At 64.8% G+C, this 16249-nt stretch carries 11 protein-coding genes and 1 pseudogene; 6 read left to right on the top strand and 6 right to left on the bottom strand.

Translation table 11 applies throughout. From position 1 onward, the window contains the following. Positions 1-109: 109 nt before the first annotated feature. The 3 genes from HCA61_RS15950 to HCA61_RS15940 all read right to left on the bottom strand — a co-directional run bounded on the left by HCA61_RS15950 (position 110) and on the right by HCA61_RS15940 (position 7034). On the bottom strand, positions 110-1561 hold the full coding sequence (locus tag HCA61_RS15950) for a glutamate synthase subunit beta (protein ID WP_169689154.1): 1452 nt from the start codon (positions 1559-1561) through the stop codon (positions 110-112). Further along, positions 1554-6149 (bottom strand): glutamate synthase large subunit, encoded by a 4596-nt coding sequence (gene gltB / locus HCA61_RS15945; protein WP_169689153.1) that lies wholly within the window; start codon positions 6147-6149, stop codon positions 1554-1556. Before gltB ends, HCA61_RS15950 begins: the two co-directional genes overlap by 8 nt. A 303-nt stretch (positions 6150-6452) precedes the next feature. Further along, on the bottom strand, positions 6453-7034 hold the full coding sequence (locus HCA61_RS15940) for a TetR/AcrR family transcriptional regulator (RefSeq protein ID WP_169689152.1): 582 nt from the start codon (positions 7032-7034) through the stop codon (positions 6453-6455). Positions 7035-7101: 67 nt separating this feature from the next. On the opposite strand from HCA61_RS15940, the gene HCA61_RS15935 reads away from it, so the two are divergent. From HCA61_RS15935 to HCA61_RS15915, 5 genes are all read left to right on the top strand, one after another. Further along, a complete protein-coding gene (locus tag HCA61_RS15935; protein WP_169689151.1) occupies positions 7102-8133 on the top strand; it encodes an FAD-dependent monooxygenase in 1032 nt (343 codons plus the stop codon). Between the two features lie 78 nt (positions 8134-8211). Next, on the top strand, positions 8212-8529 hold the full coding sequence (locus HCA61_RS15930; protein WP_169689150.1) for a type VII secretion target: 318 nt from the start codon (positions 8212-8214) through the stop codon (positions 8527-8529). Next, positions 8530-10896: a hypothetical protein gene (locus HCA61_RS15925; protein ID WP_169689149.1), complete on the top strand. Its 2367-nt coding sequence runs from the start codon at positions 8530-8532 to the stop codon at positions 10894-10896. Between the two features lie 41 nt (positions 10897-10937). Continuing rightward, a complete protein-coding gene (locus HCA61_RS15920) occupies positions 10938-11702 on the top strand; it encodes a hypothetical protein (RefSeq protein ID WP_346777567.1) in 765 nt (254 codons plus the stop codon). A 16-nt stretch (positions 11703-11718) separates the two neighbouring features. Beyond that, positions 11719-12009 carry a YbaB/EbfC family nucleoid-associated protein gene (locus tag HCA61_RS15915; protein WP_169689148.1) on the top strand — a complete coding sequence of 97 codons (291 nt, stop codon included), beginning with the start codon at positions 11719-11721 and terminating at the stop codon, positions 12007-12009. Between the two features lie 43 nt (positions 12010-12052). Here HCA61_RS15915 and HCA61_RS15910 read toward each other — a convergent pair whose 3' ends face one another. Further along, the gene (locus HCA61_RS15910; RefSeq protein WP_169689147.1) at positions 12053-12319 is read right to left on the bottom strand and encodes a DUF4235 domain-containing protein; all 267 of its coding nucleotides are present in this window, start codon (positions 12317-12319) and stop codon (positions 12053-12055) included. Positions 12320-12507: 188 nt separating this feature from the next. Here HCA61_RS15910 and HCA61_RS15905 point away from each other — a divergent pair, with 188 nt between their 5' ends. After that, positions 12508-13323: a DUF1206 domain-containing protein gene (locus tag HCA61_RS15905; protein WP_169689146.1), complete on the top strand. Its 816-nt coding sequence runs from the start codon at positions 12508-12510 to the stop codon at positions 13321-13323. 13 nt (positions 13324-13336) lie between these two features. Here the strand turns inward: HCA61_RS15905 and HCA61_RS15900 are convergent, their stop codons facing one another. Together HCA61_RS15900 and HCA61_RS15895 are read right to left on the bottom strand one after the other, a co-directional pair. Continuing rightward, a complete protein-coding gene (locus HCA61_RS15900) occupies positions 13337-13831 on the bottom strand; it encodes a DUF4383 domain-containing protein (protein WP_169689145.1) in 495 nt (164 codons plus the stop codon). Between the two features lie 238 nt (positions 13832-14069). Then, positions 14070-16189: pseudogene (locus HCA61_RS15895) on the bottom strand (catalase). Positions 16190-16249 lie beyond the last annotated feature (60 nt).

The raw sequence follows: 16249 nt of genomic DNA, 5'->3' as shown, positions 1-16249 counted from the left end.
AGAACGATAACCGCTCCGGCACCGTGCGGCAGCGGAACACACCGGGCCGCCCACCGGTGTCCGGTGGGCGGCCCAGTACAGCACTGCTCTACATCAGTACTGCTCTACATCAGCGCTGCGGCACGGTGCGCGTGGTGATCGGAGCGGGAAGCGCCGTTACTCCCTCGAGATACTGATCGACCGCGGCCGCGCACGAGCGGCCTTCCGCGATGGCCCACACGATCAGCGACTGACCGCGGCCCATGTCGCCGGCGACGAACACACCGTCGACGTTGGTGTTCCACTCCGACGAGCGGGCGACGTTGCCGCGCTGGTCGAAGTCCACACCCAGATCGGTGAGCAGTCCGGGCTTCTCGGCACCGGTGAAGCCCATCGCGAGCAGCACGAGGTCTGCCTCGAGCTCGAAGTCGCTGCCTTCGACCTTCTCGAACTTGCCGTCCACCATCTGCACTTCGTGTGCCTTCAGCGCGGTGACCTTGCCGTCCGTACCGACGAACTGTTCAGTGTTGACCGAGAAGACCCGCTCGCCGCCTTCCTCGTGCGCGGACGACACCCGATACATGAGCGGGTAGGTCGGCCACGGGGTCGAGTCGGCGCGCTCCTCGGGCGGGCGCGGCATGATCTCGAACTGGTGAACGCTCTCCGCACCCTGCCGGTGTGAGGTACCCAGGCAGTCGGCGCCGGTGTCGCCGCCACCGATGATGACGACCTTCTTGCCCGTCGCCGTGATGGTGGGTGCAGGCAGGTCGCCGAGCTGGACCCGGTTCGCGATGGGCAGGAACTCCATCGCCTGGTGGATCCCGTCGAGTTCGCGGCCCGGGATGGGCAGGTCGCGTGCAACAGTGGCGCCGCCGGCGAGGACGACCGCGTCGAACTGCTCACGCAGCTGCTCGGCGGTGATGTCCACGCCCACATTCACGCCGGTGCGGAAGACGGTGCCTTCGGCCTCCATCTGCGCGAGACGACGGTCGATGAACCGCTTCTCCATCTTGAACTCGGGGATGCCGTAGCGGAGCAGACCACCGATGCGGTCGGCACGCTCGAACACCGTGACGCTGTGGCCTGCGCGGGTGAGCTGCTGCGCTGCAGCAAGTCCGGCCGGACCCGATCCCACGACCGCGACCTTGCGTCCGGTGAGCTTCGACGGCGGGATCGGGGTGACCTTGCCTTCGTCGAATGCCTTCTCGACGAGTTCCACCTCGACCTGTTTGATGGTGACCGGGTCCTGGTTGATGCCCAGCACGCACGATGCCTCGCACGGGGCAGGGCACAGCCTGCCCGTGAACTCCGGGAAGTTGTTCGTGGCGTGGAGTCGCTCGATGCCGTCGTCCCACTTGCCCTTGTAGGCGAGGTCGTTCCACTCGGGGATCAGATTTCCGAGGGGACAACCGTTGTGGCAGAAAGGGATTCCGCAGTCCATGCAGCGGCTCGCCTGGATCTGGAGGGACTCGAGCGGGAACGGCTCGTAGACCTCCTTCCAGTCGAGCAGCCGAAGGGGAACTGGACGACGGACCGGTGTTTCGCGAGAACCGTGCTTCAGGAAGCCGTTCGGATCAGCCACGAGCCGCCTCCATGATCGCTTCGTCAACGTTCGCACCACGAATGGTGGCGTCCTTGATAGCCATGAGAACCTTCTTGTAATCGCGAGGCATCACCTTCGCGAAGTGGCCGACCTGCTGTGACCAGTCGGCCAGGATACGGGCTGCAACCTCGGAGCCCGTCTCGTCACGATGTCGCTCGACGGCACCCTTGAGCCAGACGAAGTCCTCGCCTTCGAGGTCTTCGAGATCTACCAGCTCGGTGTTCAGGTTGTCTTCGAATTCCTTGTCCGGGTTGTAGACGAACGCGACACCCCCCGACATACCTGCGCCGAAGTTGCGTCCTGTCCTGCCGAGGATGACGACCTTGCCGCCCGTCATGTACTCGCAACCGTGGTCGCCGACGCCCTCGACGACAGCGGTGGCTCCCGAGTTACGCACCGCGAAGCGCTCACCGGCGATACCGCGGATGAGTGCTTCACCGCCGGTGGCGCCGAACAAGATCACGTTGCCTGCGACGATGTTGTCCTCGGCGACGAATCCGGGCGCCACGTGCTCCGGCGGACGCACCACGATGCGGCCACCCGACAGGCCCTTGCCGACGAAGTCGTTGGCGTCGCCGAGAAGCTTCAACGTGATGCCCTTGGGGACGTACGCGCCGAAGCTGTTACCTGCCGAACCGGTGAGGGTGATGTCGATCGTGTTGTCCGGCAGTCCCTCCGCGCCGTAGCGCTTCGTGAGCTCGTGTCCGAGCATCGTGCCCACCGTGCGGTTGACGTTGGTGACGGTGGTGTCGATCGACACCGGGGTGCCCGACTCCAGAGCGGCCTGCGCCTTGACGATCAGCTCGTTGTCGAGAGCCTTGTCGAGTGCGTGGTACTGCTCCTTGGTGCAGTGCATGTCCTGATCGGTGAAGATCGGCGAAGTCACCTTCTCGAGCAGTGGCGACAGATCGAGCTTCGACGCACGGTAGTGGTCGACGGCTTTGGCGGTGTCGAGGCACTCGACCGCACCGATGGCCTCGTCGAGGCTGCGGAAGCCGAGCTCGGCAAGGTATTCGCGCACCTCCTCGGCGATGTACAGCATGAAGTTCTCGACGAACTCCGGCTTGCCCGTGAACCGCTTGCGCAGCACCGGGTTCTGGGTCGCAACACCCACCGGGCACGTGTCGAGGTGGCACACGCGCATCATGATGCAGCCCGACACGACGAGCGGTGCGGTCGCGAAACCGAACTCCTCGCCACCGAGCAGCGCCGCGACCATGACGTCGCGACCGGTCTTCATCTGACCGTCGACCTGCACGACGATGCGGTCGCGCAGACCGTTGAGCATCAGGGTCTGCTGAGTCTCGGCGAGACCGATCTCCCACGGAGCACCCGCGTGCTTGAGCGACGTGAGCGGCGACGCACCCGTGCCACCGTCGTGGCCCGAGATGAGCACGACATCGGCGTGCGCCTTCGACACGCCCGCCGCGACCGTGCCCACACCGAGCTCGGAGACGAGCTTGACGTGGATGCGAGCCTGCGGGTTCGCATTCTTCAGATCGTGGATCAACTGCGCGAGATCCTCGATCGAGTAGATGTCGTGGTGCGGCGGCGGCGAGATGAGGCCGACGCCCGGCGTCGAACCACGCACCTCGGCCACCCACGGGTACACCTTGTGGGGCGGCAGCTGGCCGCCTTCACCGGGCTTGGCACCCTGCGCCATCTTGATCTGGATGTCGGTGCAGTTCGACAGGTAGTGCGACGACACACCGAAGCGGCCGGACGCCACCTGCTTGATCGCCGAGCGGCGGAAGTCACCGTTCGCGTCGGGGGTGAAACGCGACGGATGCTCGCCGCCCTCACCGGAATTGGAGCGTCCGCCGAGGCGGTTCATGGCGATCGCGAGGGTCTCGTGGGCCTCCGCCGAGATCGAGCCGTAGCTCATCGCGCCGGTGGAGAACCGCTTGACGATCTCGGACGCCGGCTCGACCTCCTCGATCGGAACCGCCGGTCGCAGCCCGGTCTTGAACTCGAAGAGCCCCCGCAGCGACGCGAGCCGCTCCGACTGGTCGTCGACCAGCTTGGTGTACTCCTTGAAGATCTTGTACTGGCCGGTGCGAGTGGCGTGCTGGAGCTTGAACACCGTGTCGGGGTTGAACAGGTGGTATTCGCCCTCACGACGCCACTGGTATTCGCCACCCACCTCGAGCTCGCGGTGCGCATGCTCGGACGGGCGATCGAGGAACGCCATCCGGTGCCGCGCAGCGACATCCGCCGCGATCTCTTCCAGGCCGACGCCGCCGAGCTGGCTCTGCAGTCCGGTGAAGTACTCGTCGACGAGCTCCTGCGACAGGCCGATGACCTGGAACAGTTGCGCGCCGGTGTAGGACGCGAGCGTGGAGATGCCCATCTTGGACATCACCTTGAGCACACCCTTCGACGCCGCCTTGATGTAGTTGGCGATCGCCTTGTCGAGGGTCATGCCTTCGGGCAGATCGCCGTTCTGGAGCAGTTCGTCGATGCTCTCGAACGCCATGTAGGGATTCACCACGGCCGCACCGAAACCACACAGGGCGGCGATGTGGTGGACCTCGCGGGCGTCGCCTGCCTCGACGAGCAGCCCGACTTTGGTGCGGGTCTTCTCGCGCACGAGGTGATGGTGCACCGCGGAGGTCAGCAGCAGCGACGGGATCGGCGCAAGCTTCTCGTCGGACTCGCGGTCGGACAACACGATCAGGCGAGCACCCTTGTCGATCGCCTGCGACACCTGCTCGCGGATGCTCTCCAGCGCGGTGTGGAGACCGCGCGCACCCTCCGCGACCGGGTACAGACCACGCACGATGACGCTGTTGAATCCCGGGTACTGCTTCTTGTCGTTGACGTGGATGAGCTTCTGCAGGTCGTCGTTGTCGATGACCGGCGCCGACAACAGGATCTGCCTGCACGACTCCGCGGTGGGCCGCAACACATCGCCCTCGGGGCCGAGCATGCCACCCAGGCTCGTGACGATCTCCTCGCGGATGGCGTCCAGCGGCGGGTTGGTGACCTGGGCGAAGAGCTGCGAGAAGAAGTCGAACAGCGTCCGCGGACGCGACGAGAGCACCGCGATGGGGGTGTCGGTGCCCATCGAACCGAGTGCCTCACCGCCGGTCGCTGCCATCGGCTTGATCAACAGGTCCACTTCTTCGCGGGTGTATCCGAACACCTGCTGGCGCAGCACGACACGCTCGTGCGACATGTAGGTGTACCGAGACGGCGGCAGGTCCTCGAGGCGTGACACGCCCTTGGCGATCCACTCCTCGTACGGATGCTCGGCGGCGAGCTCCGACTTGATCTCCTCGTCTTCGACGATCCGCCCCTTTGCGGTGTCGACGAGGAACATACGCCCCGGCTGGAGGCGTCGCTTGCTGATGATCTTCTCGGCGGGGATGTCGAGCACACCGACCTCGGAGGCCATGACGACCAGGCCGTCGTCGGTGACCCATGCGCGCGACGGACGCAGGCCGTTGCGGTCGAGGACCGCACCGATGACCGTGCCATCGGTGAAGCACACCGATGCAGGCCCGTCCCACGGCTCCATGAGCGCCGAGTGGTACTCGTAGAACGCGCGGCGGGCAGGATCCATCGCCTCGTTCCGCTCCCACGCCTCGGGGATCATCATGAGCACGGCGTGCGGAAGGCTGCGGCCACCGAGGTGCAGCAGCTCGAGCACCTCATCGAAACGTGCGGTATCGGATGCGTCCGGGGTGACGACGGGGAAGATCTTCTCGAGCTTGCCGCGCCCACCGAAAACGTCGGTGTCGATGAGTGCCTCGCGAGCACGCATCCAGTTCGAGTTACCGATGACCGTGTTGATCTCGCCGTTGTGCGCGACCCGGCGGAACGGGTGCGCGAGCGGCCACGACGGGAACGTGTTGGTGGAGAAGCGTGAGTGCACGAGGCCGAGCGCCGACTCGACACGGTCGTCCTGCAGATCGAGGAAGAAGCCCTTGAGCTGCGGCGTCGTAAGCATGCCCTTGTAGACGAACGTCGACGACGACAGGCTCGGGAAGTACACGGTCTCGCTGCCGGGGCCGTCCTGGCCGGCTCCACTGCTGCCGAGTTCGTGTTCGGTGCGCTTGCGCACCACGTACGCGCGTCGCTCGAGGTCGAGGCCCGTGAGGGCTCGTGCGCCCGAGGCGATGAAGATCTGGCGGAATGTCGGCATGGCGTCCTTGGCCATCGAGCCGAGATCGGAGGTGTCGATCGGCACCTCGCGCCAGCCGAGGACCTCGAGGCCCTCTTCCTCGACGATCCGGTTCACCGCTTCCTGCGCCTGACCGGCGGCATCGGCGCCCTTGGGCAGGAATGCCATGCCGGTGGCGTAGGCGCCGGCGGGAGGCAGATCGAAGTCCACGACCGCGCGGAAGTATGCGTCGGGGACCTGGATGAGAATGCCTGCGCCGTCGCCGGTGTTCTGTTCTGCGCCCGCAGCGCCGCGGTGTTCGAGATTGACCAGCGCGGTGATCGCCTTCTCGACGATGTCGCGGCTGCGTCGACCATGCATGTCCACGACAAACGCGACGCCACAGGAGTCGTGCTCGTTTGCCGGGTGATAGAGCCCTCGAGGCCCGGGAAGGTGAGTCATACCTAGCCTTCGTTGCGGTGATGGCAACTGACGACCAGCAACACTGATGGCCATCTACTGCTGTAGATGGGTATCGACCCGGGTGTGCCGATACCTTTGTCCTCGTCAGTATCCGCCCATCCGCGACGGTGCGGGTGCCTTTTTCGGCAGCGCGGGATCGAACCTGACGATCGGTGGGACGTCGTGGGCCCACCGCCTCGCAACAAACGATATGCCAGGCCACGGGGGGTTACGCAAGCAAGGCTGCCCTACTTTGCACGTGAGCAGCGGAAATATGCCGGTAACCGGCCCGTAGCGGGGGCGTCACCGCGCACGCTGCGGACGCAGCACAGCTTCGAGGATGCGGCGAATCCCCTCCCTCGGGTCCGGGTCGCTTCCGGACGTCAGCCGATGCAAGATCACCCCGTCGAGATAGTCGACGAGAAGCCGCGCACCGGCGTCGGATTCACCCGGGCCGTCCACTCCGAGATCTGCCAGCATCGACGCGCCCCACGCCCTCAGCTCGCTGCGTCTGATCTCCACCGCGGTGCGCAGGTCCGGCACGGCCATGGCCTCGACGAACATCGCGAAGCGCGCCCGGGTCCGCACCGTGTCGCTGTCGGTCGAGAACAGCACGTATCCGCACAGCAGATCCTCGAGTTCACGTTCGTCGCGCGGGGCTGTCGATGCGGCGCCCGCGAGCGCCGCCACGTCGGCCCGGTCGCGTTCGAGGAGGCGATCGAGGACTCCTTCGACCAACGCCTGACGCGTGCGGAAGTAGTTCGATGTCGACCCGGCCGGCACGTCGGCGATCGAGTCAACCCGCCGATGCGTGAGTGCCCGCAGTCCTTCGGATCCGAGCAGTTCGATCGCGGCGTCGAGCACAGCGGTGCGTTTATCGGTCACATCCCGATCCTACGACGATTACTACGCCTGTAGTGACAACTCACTACAGGCGTAGTAGGTTGCGTGCATGACCACGACATTCACAGGAAAGGCCGCCGTACTCGGTGGAGGCATCGGCGGACTTACCGCCGCAAACACCCTGATCGCCCGCGGTTGGCAGGTGGACGTCTTCGAACGCGCAGCGTCGCCACCCGGCACCGGAACCGCACTTGGACTGTGGCCCGAAGCCGCCCGGGCACTCGAACTCGCAGGCGTGGGCGGGCAGGCACAGCGCCTCGGCGTGCTGCAAGAATCCGGCGCGCTCATGAGATGGGACGGAAAGGTCCTCGGACGCTTCAGCGACATCCGTACGCCGGCGATCCTGCTGTCTCGTCCCGCCCTGCTCGGCCTCCTCCTCGGGGCCCTCCCCACCGGCACCGTCAAGTTCGGTTCCACCGCCCCTCCACTCGCCGACCTCAGGGGATACGACGTGGTGGTGGGCGCCGACGGCCTCGGCAGTGCAGTACGTGAACAACTCTTCGGGCCGTCGTATCGTCCTGCCCACTCCGGCTACGCGGCCTGGCGCGGTTGGGTACCCGGAGCCACCACGGCGATGAGCGAGACATGGGGGCCGGGCGCACTGTTCGGGATCACCCCGCGCGACGGCGACCTCACCAACTGGTTCGCGGCCGTGCGCGCACCTGCGGCTGGAGCGGGCACGGTCGACGAACTCCGTGCACGCTTCGGGAACTGGCATCCCGCAGTGCGCGACGTCCTCGACCGAATCGACCCCGCAACGGTCCTGCACCACGATCTGTACGAGTCACCGGCTCTGCCGTCCTACGTACGCGGCAACACCGCACTGATCGGCGACGCAGCACACGCGATGACCCCCAATCTCGGCAGAGGCGCATGCGAAGCGATGGTCGATGGCGCGACACTTGGGTCCCTGTTGACCGAACATCCGGTCGTCGATGCCCTCGGCCTCTACGACCGGGCACGACGCCGTCGCACCCAACTGCTGGTACGTGCGTCCCGGATGGTCGCGCGAGTAGCAACGGCGACCCGGCTCACCGGCGTGCGCAACACCGTGATGGGGACGGTCATCCGCTTCGCCTGAGATTCGGTGGAACCGATTGGTCGGCTGCTGCGTCCAACCCTGGTGGGACGGCCTCGAGATCAGGAGTTGTGGTTACGGATGACATCGTTGCAAGTCGACATCGACGCGCTGAGAGCCTTTGCGGCGGCCTTGACCGCGGAGGCCGACACCATCGGCGAGCTGAAGCCGGAAACTCCCCTCGCGGGGGCGGCCGGAGCGATGACGCCCTCGGCGGTCGGTAGCGCGCTCACGCGCGCCGAAGCTCCACTGCGCACCGCGTACCACGCCATGTCCGTCTGCCTGCATCGCATGGCCGAAGCAACATCCGCCGGAGCGACGAACTACGAGATCACCGAGGACGAATTCAGACGGCAGGTCGAGGCGGTAGGAAGTAGCTTCGAAAGCACCGTGTCGTAGGTGTCGACACTCTCACAGATCCGCGCGCTCGACCCCGCTTCGCTCACAACTGCAGCCGACGCCACCGAGACCGCGAACATCGCATTCGGTAAAGCAACCGATCAGGTCGATCGTCACGTCGACCACGCATTCAGCACCTGGCACGGCGACGCTGCCGTAGCCGCAGCCGCGCGAGCGTGGAGCGATCGCGTCGCCGGCCGTGGCATTGCCAACGCGGTGGCCGAGCAGGTCGATGCCCTTCGTACCGCATCGGCGGCACTGATTCCCGCGCGCGACACCGTCGTCCGCACCGCAGACAATGCAACCGCTGCAGGCTTCACCGTCCACGACGACGGCACTGTCGTCCCACCCCGGTGCGACACGGGCGATGCCCGCGCCGACGTCGTCGGGCAGGCATGCCTCGACGACGAAGCCCTCACGTTCGAAGCGCAATTGAAATCTGCACTGAGCTCCTTCGACCAACTCGACCGCGATGCCGCCGACACGATCGACCAGATCACCATCCGGCTGTCGACGTTCGGAGGAGACTTCCGCACCCAGGGACTGTGGACGTTGGGTGGACCGGACGGCCACGAAGACGCCGAACTCGTCAGGTCCGGCCGTGCCCGCGACTCCGACCTCGAACGCATCGGACGGGCACTGTCCTCCGACAGTGGCGTGAGCATCGAATACCTCGATGCCTTCTACAACGGGCTCGGCCAGGACGAGCTGACAGAACTCTTCGCGACCTTCAAGCAATGGGAGGCCGACGGCGATCCCGGTGCGGCAGGGTGGGCCGATGCGGTGGGCAACGGTCTGCTCACATTGTCGAACCCCGACTACGGTGGCGGTTGGGGCCGGGTGCCACAGGACATCCGCGACACCCTCCATTACGGCTACGAACCCGGGCCACGTGAACCGGGTTCCGCTATCCGGTTGGACCGTCTCGACGCACTCGGGACGATGCTCGGCGAAGCAAATCCCGAGTATCGGCCCGGCGCCCAGATGGGGGTCGAGCTGAATCGGGTCGCGGGATACATGGCGGGTGTGCCTACCTATGCCGACCCGCACGTGGTTCCCACACCCGATCCTTCCTATTACGACAAGACCGCGCGGACGTTCCTCGACATCGGTACGCGCAATCCTGATGCGTCGTACCACCTGTTGTCGGGTACCGATGTCGACGGTTCCCCGGCACAATTCGACCGCGACGAAGTACTCGTGCCCCTGCTCACCCGCGAGTGGGAGGACGACGGCGCCACCCTTGCCGGTCTCACCGACTGGATCGCCGCCGACGCAATCCCGCCCGACCCGACCGATCCCGTCGACGTCGCCCGGGCAGAGCGGGCAGGGCAGGCGGCCTTCGGTCTGGCCGAGTCGCTGTCGTCACCCGAATCGGGATGGGACGGCAGCAACAACTTCGATCGCTTCCTCCACATGCCCGGGGCGGATGGACTTCTTTCCGACCGCACGATCGGAGAGGTCAACCCCCTTGCAGTACAGTCCTTCTCGGAAGCACTGGCACCGTATGTGTCCGACATGGTCGGAGCCGACGAGGACGCCACACCCACCCACGGCTTCGGCGACCTCGGCCCTGTCCCCGCAACCCGGGTGTTCACCCTCCTCGACACCGACCCCGCAGCCGGTGCGCTCGTCAACGGCGCAGCACTCGCGCAGGCCACCGACTTCGATCGACGGTTTGCGCTGGATCAGGTGGGTGGTGAGGGGAAGTACAGCTACGGAACGTATTCGGGCCGGTTGCAGAGTCTCGTAGAGGTGGGATTGAGCAGTGCGTACGAGAACGAGAGAGCCATCGAGCAGGCTGCGATCGACACCCGAAACCAGTACCGTTCGGACGCGTATGCGGTGGCGCAGACGCTTGTCACCGGCGCTCTGACAGCGCTTCCGGGCGGGATGGTGGTCGGGCCGATGGCTTATTCGACCGGGGTCCTCCTGGACTCCGAAATCATCAATGCTGAAGGACGATACGTGGGTCACGCATCAGGAATAGAGGGTCTGGATACCTCGATGTATCTGACGGAGACAAGCGCGCGAAGCACCACAAATTACAACATGTTCAGCGCGCTCATTGAATCAGGAACAGTAGACAGGAACACTCTGCCCGCAGATTGGATAGACAGCGGTGGCCTCAAACAACAAAATGCCTTTGCTGGAAATGCGTTGACCGACCAAGTACCCGACCTCCTGGCCAACGCCGGTGTCCCAAAGGATGTCCAGGCGTACTACCTGGGCGTATCTGCAGCAGGCCAACAAGACCTCCTCGACATCGTCTACGCAGATCGAAGAGATGGTTCGTCCGGCTTCCGCGAGGTATTACTGGGCGACGTAGTCCCGTCCGGTGGCGAGCGTTGGGACTACTCACAGTGAAATCCACTTACAGATCGATCCTTCGAGCTTCTTGGATTGCGGTGAGTATTCTTGTGTTTTCCTCCTGCTCGCAGGACACACAGGAGCAACCGACGACCGAACCCGAGCCGACGATCCCTCGCGAGTATCAGCCTCCCACGCAAGTTCTCAACGCCACCTACGTGTGGTCCGCAGAACCTGAGATCGATCTGTTCGACGGGCGCGGCCGACTCATCCGCGCAGCAGAAGAAGCGAAGACCATCGCGCATTACGGCGGACTCGATGTCACCTACCCAGGTTTTGCCGACGTTCTCAGCTATGAGTACGCGAGCCGCATCGACGCACGTCCCTATCACGCTCTCGCTGGTACCGCACGCGCCCACATCCTCCAAGTTACCGAGACCGAAACCGGGTTCGACGCCACAGTGTGCACACAACCGTCTCATCTCGGAATTCGTTGGGACGACGGTGAATATCGGATCACCACGCTCTCAGGCCGAGAGAGCTACGTTCAGTTCACTCGCATCGTCGACAGTGCAGAGCACCCACAGCTCGAACTCGAACCACGATGGCCCCCCATCGATCGAACAGATCCATATCCTGCATTGCAGGATATGCCGGTATCCGAAAACCAATGGTCCGCACCCACCGAAGACCTCTTCTCCGATACCGGCTACACCATCACCTTCGGCGCCGACCTCGGCGAAACAATGCACCGCTGCCAAGACTGGGGACGCAGCATCGAACCCGACGTCCCGGCCGAGGGTTCCGAAACCATCCGCTCCCCCATCCCACCCAGAACCCTGCCCGCCTACCCCGGCTGGTGACACAAAGGAGAACGTCGTGACCCGAACCGAAGAGTTCTCGTCGAAGGTCCGCAGGATCCAGAACGAGATCGACGTGATCAGAGGCAACGGAACGTCGCACGGGATCCAGATGACCGTGTCCCCCACGGGCCGGATTCTGGGTCTGGAGATCCCTCCCCACGCGTACGACCTGTCGCCTCGTGCTCTCTCCGACCACATCGCGAGCGCGCACGCGTCTGCCTATTCGGACGCGAATGAGAGGGCTCGGAACGTCAGGGCGGAACTCGCCGAAGACCCGAGGGTTCGGCGCATCCTCACCGAGACCTGAGACTCGTCGCCGCGTCGCCCTCGGGCGAAGGGGGAGAAGTAGGTTATTCCGGCGACACGTGCGTCACCTTCTTGAAGCCGCTCGCGGTAGCCCGGTCCACGCCTGCCTTCACAATGCCGAAGATCAGCCCCTGGACTGCCGCCGCAACGAGCACGTCGCGGGTCTTCTGCGACAAGTCCTGCGGTTCGGGCTTCTCACCACTACCGATCCGCTTCCATACCTGATTGAAGACCGCACCGGCGAGCAGGCCTCCACCGACGCTTGCTGCAAGGGCGAGTGGTTTGTAGAAGATCACGCGTGCGTCGGCCATGGGTTGCTTCCTCCTCCATTGCGGCACCGGCCGGTGCCGCCATCTCCGTCCGAATTACCCGCCGCGTCTCCCCCGCAAACAGGCCATTGATCGGGGGTTTCCGACGAGGCCTCTCCGGGTACTCCTGCCCTGGCCTCGATACGGGGCAAATGCGACTCGTAGGCGGAGGTCACGGACGTGGGAACAAAATGAGGACAGGCGAAGTCGGCCGTGGTGCCCGAAGAGCCGCACGCAGCCGAGGATTCGAACGCGGCGCACGATTCGGCCATGTCGTCAGTGGAGTACTCCATCTGCTGATCGGCATGCTCGCCGTCGCGGTCGCTTTCGGTTCGAGGGAGAACATCGATCAGTCGGGCGCGCTGGCCACACTGGCCGACAAACCCGGAGGTCGCATCGCGCTATGGGTTCTTTCGGTGGGATTCGTCGCGATGGCACTGTGGCGGGTGGTCGAGGCGGTGTGGGGCGGGCAGAGTGAACACGCGAGGTCGAACTCACCGCTGGACCGCGTCAAAGCCATGGGAATCGCCGCCGTGTACGTTGGATTATCTTACTCGACAATTGGTTTCGCGCTGGGATCCGGAAAGTCCAGCGGCGAGCAGAATGCCGCGCTCAGTGCCCGGCTGATGCAATCGTTGCCGGGCAAAGCGCTGTTGATCGTCGCTGCGCTGATCCTCTTGGGTGTCGGGGGTTATCACGTGTACAAGGGCGTCACACGGGGATTCCGCGACGACCTGACTACCTATGACCGGACCGGGGCGGGCAGGTGGATCGAGCCCCTCGCCGTGGTGGGTTACGTCGCGAAAGGGATCACGATCGTCGGAGTGGGAATCCTCGTGGTCATCGCCACGGTGCGGAGCGACCCCAGCCAGGCGACCGGACTGGATGGAGCATTGAAGACGCTGGGGGCGCAGCCGTTCGGCGCGGTGCTGCTCACTTGCGCAGGGGCCGGTGTGGCGATCTACGGTCTGTACTGCTTTGCGATGGCCCGCTACGCCAAGATGTAGAAGCGCGCCCCCGTCACCCGCGTCGAGGGCGGAGTCGTTTCCTGCGCGGCAGACGCTTCCCGGGTAACAAGGGGCGCTGACTGCCCCGAGGGTCGACGGCGAGCAACACCATCACCGCACCGAGTGCGATATGGAGCCAATTGTCGGCGTTGTTGACCGGGAGTACGTTGGCGACACTGTGGTGATCGATGAGCATCCCGTACACCGCCAACGCCACGTAGATACAGCCGCCGGCTACAAGATAAATGCGCGACCAGACCAAGCGGCGCGCAGCGAGCACACCGGCTCCGCCGAAGGTCAGGTGCACGACATTGTGCACTACCGACACCTGGAAGAAGCCGAGCAGATGCGCCTGCGAATCGGCTCCCACGTGCAGGATCGTGCCGTAGTTGGACGTCAGGCCGGGGACGAAGCCGAGGACGCCGATGATCAGGAAGACGAAGGCGACGACGAGCGCGTAGCCCTGCACTCGGCGCCGAGACGCGAAAATCGGATCGTCGACACTCATCGCTGCCTCGGTATCGTGCACTGAAACGGTCGGGAAAACGGAGATACCCACTCGACGGTGGCGCCAAACGGGGTGCCAAACGGGGTGCAGGATCGGCCGATCGGGTCCGCCGCGACCACGAAGATGAAGAGCCCGCAAATAACAACTGGCCGCAGCGAGAATATCAGCTGCGACCAGAGGTAACGAAAGAATAACTTGGGGTTCCCGAACTTGAAACCCCAGGTTCCGGTGAGGTCTGTCACACGGTGTCGCGCTCCCATACCCGGTGCGACCCGAGAAGTTCGAGCACTTGGGAAACCAGTGTCTGGGGATCGCTTGCCGTGGCGACACCGGGTGCCGCGGTGTTCCCGAGCGCCCCGGTTCCGGCCCCCCACGCTCCGAGCGCCTTCTGATGCCGGAACAGCTCGTCGACGAGCACGCTCACCCGAGCATCTGCGGGCGACGCCACGAAGAGCACGGCGTCGAACTCGATCGACCTCGCGGTCAGGAAGGTGCGCGAGACCGGTACCGCGCCTGCGCCCAACGTTCCACCGTGCGGCGCGATGACCAGCGGAACTACGCCTGCGGCGTCGAGCGCTCGGACCGCTGCCTGCAGTTCACCGACATCGGTGGCATCGTCGGCCACGATTCCCACGACACGCCCGTCGACGGGCCACGTCGAACCGACCTGCGACAATGCCGGGCTCGGCGTGGGATCACCGAGGGGCACGGTCGGTTCCGGAGCCGGAAGTCCGAGTCCGGCAGCCACCGTCGCACACAGGTCGCGATCGATGTTCGCGAGCTCCTGCAGGCCGCGTTCCTTGATCGCCTGTTCGTAGCACTTTCCGAGTTCGAACGTATAGGCACCGGCCACATGCTGCTTCTCGACCTCGGACAAGCTCACATAGAACAAGCGGACCTGCGAGAAGTGATCGTCGAACGACCGCGCGGCCGCGCGTTCCTTCTTCGCAACCGGAAGCTCGTGCGGGAAGTCGATGAAGGCCCCATCCTCGAGCGACGCAGTGAACGGACACCCTCCGTCGAGCGAGTTCGGTCGATACGGTGCAACTCCCGTGTGCACCGCATGCTGGTGGAAACCGTCGCGGAGCATGTCGTTGACCGGGGCGTGGGTGCGGTTGATGGGAATCTGGGCGAAGTTCGGGCCGCCGAGCCGTGTGATCTGCGTGTCGAGATAGGAGAACAGACGCCCCTGCAGAAGCGGGTCATCGGTGACGTCGATACCCGGGACGAGATGCCCTGGGTGGAATGCGACCTGCTCGGTCTCGGCGAAGAAGTTGCTCGGATTCGCGTTGAGCGCCATGGTGCCGATGATCTGCACCGGCGCGAGTTCCTCTGGAACGATCTTGGTGGGATCGAGCAGGTCGATGCCCTCGAACATCTGCTCCGGAGTATCCGGGAACACCTGCACACCGAGATCCCACTCCGGATACGCGCCCGCCTCGATTGCATCGGCGAGGTCACGTCGATGAAAGTCGGGGTCGAATCCGTTGATCAACTGGGCTTCCTCCCACACCACCGAGTGCACTCCGAGGCGCGGCTTCCAGTGGAACTTGACGAGCGAGGTCCCCCCGACTCGTTGATCAACCGGAACGTGTGGATACCGAAGCCTTCCATCATCCGGTACGACCGCGGGATTCCCCGATCGGACATGTTCCACATCGTGTGCGCGGCGGCCTCGGTGTGGAGGGTGACGAAATCCCAGAACGTGTCGTGGGCGCTCTGGGCCTGCGGGATCTCACGATCAGGATGGGGCTTACCCGCATGGATGATGTCGGGGAACTTGATGGCGTCCTGGATGAAGAACACGGGAATGTTGTTTCCCACAAGGTCGAAGACACCCTCATCGGTGTAGAACTTGGTTGCGAATCCGCGAGTGTCGCGCACCACGTCGGCCGAGCCCCGCGAACCGAGCACCGTCGAGAAGCGCACGAACACCGGAGTTTCCACACCCTTGCCGAGGAATCCGGCACAGGTCAGGCTCGTCGCGGCACCGTTACCGCGAAACACTCCGTGTGCCGCGGCGCCGCGTGCGTGCACGACACGCTCGGGGATGCGTTCGTGGTCGAATTGTGTGATCTTTTCGCGGAGATGGTGGTCCTGCAGCAGGGTGGGGCCGCGTTCCCCTGCCTTGAGGGAATGATCGGTATCTGTGAGACGCGCCCCCTGCGCGGTGGTCAGATAGCGGCCCTGCTGCGCGCGCTTGCGCTCCGCGTCGACCGGAGCGCCGGATGCGGTCACTCCGGCGGGTTCGGACTGGTCGGGTTTGGCTTCGAGCGGGTCCACCGGCGTCGTGGGCTCCTCGACGCTCGGTTCAATGGATGACGGTGTACCTGGAATCTTGGGGGTCTCGCCGGGCATGTGGTTACTCCGACCCAAGAGGAGCTGGGCTGTATACGACTACCCTGCGGACTACCCTCC

Source organism: Rhodococcus sp. HNM0563 (assembly GCF_012726195.1).
Lineage (GTDB): Bacteria > Actinomycetota > Actinomycetes > Mycobacteriales > Mycobacteriaceae > Rhodococcus.
The sequence above is the reverse complement of the archived record's forward strand: the minus strand, read 5'-3'. Positions and strand labels throughout refer to the sequence as shown.

What these genes read in the sequence shown, in the direction of transcription:
- gltB (WP_169689153.1), bottom strand. Translation starts at nt 6,149, where the DNA reads ATGACTCACCTTCCCGGGCCTCGAGGGCTCTATCACCCGGCAAACGAG.
- HCA61_RS15900 (WP_169689145.1), bottom strand. Translation starts at nt 13,831, where the DNA reads ATGAGTGTCGACGATCCGATTTTCGCGTCTCGGCGCCGAGTGCAGGGC.
- HCA61_RS15905 (WP_169689146.1), top strand. Translation starts at nt 12,508, where the DNA reads ATGAGGACAGGCGAAGTCGGCCGTGGTGCCCGAAGAGCCGCACGCAGC.
- HCA61_RS15910 (WP_169689147.1), bottom strand. Translation starts at nt 12,319, where the DNA reads ATGGCCGACGCACGCGTGATCTTCTACAAACCACTCGCCCTTGCAGCA.
- HCA61_RS15935 (WP_169689151.1), top strand. Translation starts at nt 7,102, where the DNA reads ATGACCACGACATTCACAGGAAAGGCCGCCGTACTCGGTGGAGGCATC.
- HCA61_RS15930 (WP_169689150.1), top strand. Translation starts at nt 8,212, where the DNA reads ATGACATCGTTGCAAGTCGACATCGACGCGCTGAGAGCCTTTGCGGCG.